This window comes from Spirillospora sp. NPDC049652 (assembly GCF_040675125.1).
GTDB lineage: Bacteria > Actinomycetota > Actinomycetes > Streptosporangiales > Streptosporangiaceae > Spirillospora.
Genome location: NZ_JBFAOF010000963.1, coordinates 1 through 2,636 on the forward strand (window position 1 = coordinate 1; position 2,636 = coordinate 2,636).

The following is a 2,636-nucleotide window of genomic DNA, read 5'->3' on the forward strand; positions in this document are numbered from 1 at the left end:
CGCTGAGCCGCGCGGACGTCCCGGCCGCCCGCAGCCGCTCGGCGTAGCGGCGGCCGTGGTCGGCGATCGGGTCGTCGGTCGGGATCACCAGCAGCGCCGGGGCCAGTCCGGCGAGGTCGTCGGCGTGCAGGGGGGACAGGGCGGTGGGGGAGCCGTCGCCCGCCGTGGCGGAGAGCCGCTGGATCAGCCGCAGCTGCGGCACGCCGAGCGTCGGGGTCTGGGAGAAGCGGGCGACCGAGTCGTAGTCGAACATCGTCTCGCTCGCGTCGGTGACGGGGTTGACCAGCACCTGCGCCCGCAGGTCCAGGCCGGTGTCGCGGGCCCGCACCGCCGCGAGGGCGCTGATCAGCCCGCCGCAGCTCTCGCCGAGCAGGGCGACGCGCGCCGGGGCGACGCCCCACTCGCGGGCGTCGGCGACGACGTGCCGCAGGACGTCCCAGCCGTCGTCGACGGCCGCCGACAGGGGGGAGTCCGGCGCGACCAGGCGGTGTTCGACCGAGACGACGAGCGCGGGCAGCGCGGCGGCGACATGGCTGTTGATCCAGTCGCTCTGCGGCGCCGTGCCCACGAACCCGCCGCCGTGCACGTGGACGACCAGCGGAAGGCCCGCGCCTTCCGCGACGTCCGCGCCTTCCGGAACGTTCGCGCCGTGCTCGGCGGACGGCCGGTACACCCGGACCGGCAGGTCGCGGCCGGGCAGCGCCACCTGCCGCCAGTCGATCGCGACGCCGGGCGCGGGCTCTCCGGTGACCGCCCGCGCCGCGGCGGACGCCCGGAAGCGGTTCTCGGCCTCCCGGAAGGCGACCAGCTCCTCGGCCGTGATCGTCTCCCAGTCGGGCTCCGGCGGCCGTCCCATGACAGTGGCCTCGCTCATGTCCGCTCCTCGCCTCCATGTTTCGCAACCTCAGGTATCGAAACTTAAGGTAGCGAAAAGGCGGTAGGATGGGGATATGACGTCGACCACACCCGCCCGGCCGCCCGGACGTCCGCGCGCCGGAGTCAACGACGTGGTCTTCACCGCCACGCTCGGCACCGTCCGCGACCTCGGCTACGCGCGCGCCACCGTCGACCGCATCGCCGCCAGGGCGGGCGTCGCCAAGACGACCGTCTACCGCCGCTGGCCGACCAAGGGCGCGCTGATCGTGGACTGCCTGCTCGACGCGTTCGGCCCCGCCCCGCTGGACGGCGCCGACCGGGCCGAGATCATCACCTCGACCATCCGCTGGATCGCGGCGAAGATCGCCGAACCCGGGGTGGGCGACGCGTTCGCCGGCGTGTTCAGCGACGCCGTCAGCGACCCGGCCCTGCGCGAGATCCTCTCCACCCGGCTGCAGGACCCCTACCGCCTCGCCCTCCAGGACGCCCTGGACGAACCCGAGCACCGCGTCCTGTTCCTGATCGACGCCGTCGTCGGCATCCTGCTCCACCGCATGGGCATGACCGGCGAACCCATGGCCGACACCGACGTCGACGCCCTGGTCCAGATGGTCCTGGCCCACTTCACCCGCGAACCGTCCTGACCCGACACCCGCCCCAGACCGGACCGGAGAGGGCAGCCGCCCCTGCCGGTCTTTGCCGCGCTCGACGGGCGGTGTCCCCGCGCCCAGAGAACAACCTCAGTGAACGGCCGACCTGCCGTGAGTGCAGCCTGCTCCAAGAGCGCGTCGGCCTCGGCGACGAGGGCCTCTCAGATGTGGTTTTCTCCTGCTGGGGGGATGGTCCGCGAGGGCTGAGACAACGCGGAACGGGCCCGCCCTCCGCAGGGAAGGACGGGCCCGGCGCCGGTTCCGTCAGCCGGCCGGACGGCCGGGACCTTCCGGAATCAGGGGTTCGTGAGGGTGTCGGCGACACCTTCGAAATCGGAGGCCGTGAGCGTCAGGGAACCCGAGTCGCTGATCGCCTGTGTCGCCGCCGCACGCCCCAGATGGTTGGTTGCCGCGCGGTCCAGGTACGCCTCCACCAGCCGCGCCCCGGTCACCCGGCCGCGACCGCTCAGCGCCGCCAGATCACGCCGCACCACCGGCCAGGCGTCCTCGCCGACCCGCAACCGCCGCTCCTCGGCCAGCAGCCGCAGAAGCGCCTCCCGCTCACGCGGCTGCGACAGGTCCGGCAGCCGCACCGCCCGCAGGTCCGTCACGAGCTCGGGCGCGGCCGCCGACAGCTCACCCACCCGCGCCGGCGCGCACGTGCCGACGAGCGCCGTCTCACTGACGCCCTCGAGCCGGGCGCGCGCCAGCGCCGCCGAGTAGCCCGGGCCGCGCGGATCGTCCAGGACCAGCTTGTCCAGGCCGTCCAGGAGCAGCACATGCCCGGCGTGGCCGGCGAGCAGGTCCGCCAGACCCTCCGGCCCACTGGCGGCGACCTCCTCGGCGCGCACCGAGCGGACCTCACCGCTGCCCGCCTCGACCTCCGCCAGCGCCCGCGCCGCCATCCGCGCCAGCCGCCGCTGCCCGCTCGACGGCTCCCCGATCAACAGCAGACCCGGCGCCGACGCGCTCGACACCTCCTGGCCGCGCAGCCGCCGCGCCCACTTGCCGCGCCGCCGCACCTCCGTCACGACGCGCTCGATCCGGGCGCGCGCCAGCGCCGCCGAGTAGCCCGGGCCGCGCGGATCGTCCAGGACCAGCTTGTCCAGG

General features: G+C 74.7%; 3 protein-coding genes. 1 reads left to right on the forward strand and 2 read right to left on the reverse strand.

All coding sequences use genetic code 11. The features are described 5' to 3' along the window. Positions 1 to 874: alpha/beta hydrolase (locus AB0J52_RS35485; protein WP_500187298.1), on the reverse strand; the 874-nt coding region annotated here is incomplete at its 3' end. 76 nt (positions 875 to 950) lie between these two features. On the opposite strand from AB0J52_RS35485, the gene AB0J52_RS35490 reads away from it, so the two are divergent. Next, complete coding sequence (locus AB0J52_RS35490) at positions 951 to 1,520, forward strand: TetR/AcrR family transcriptional regulator (RefSeq protein WP_500187299.1); 570 nt, start codon at positions 951 to 953, stop codon at positions 1,518 to 1,520. Between the two features lie 302 nt (positions 1,521 to 1,822). On the opposite strand, the gene AB0J52_RS35495 is transcribed toward AB0J52_RS35490, so the two are convergent. Next, a partial coding sequence (locus AB0J52_RS35495; protein ID WP_500187300.1) for a hypothetical protein occupies positions 1,823 to 2,636 on the reverse strand: 814 nt, incomplete at its 5' end.

Excerpts from the sequence above, each read along its gene's own strand:
- AB0J52_RS35490 (WP_500187299.1), top strand. The coding sequence starts at position 951 with ATGACGTCGACCACACCCGCCCGGCCGCCCGGACGTCCGCGCGCCGGA.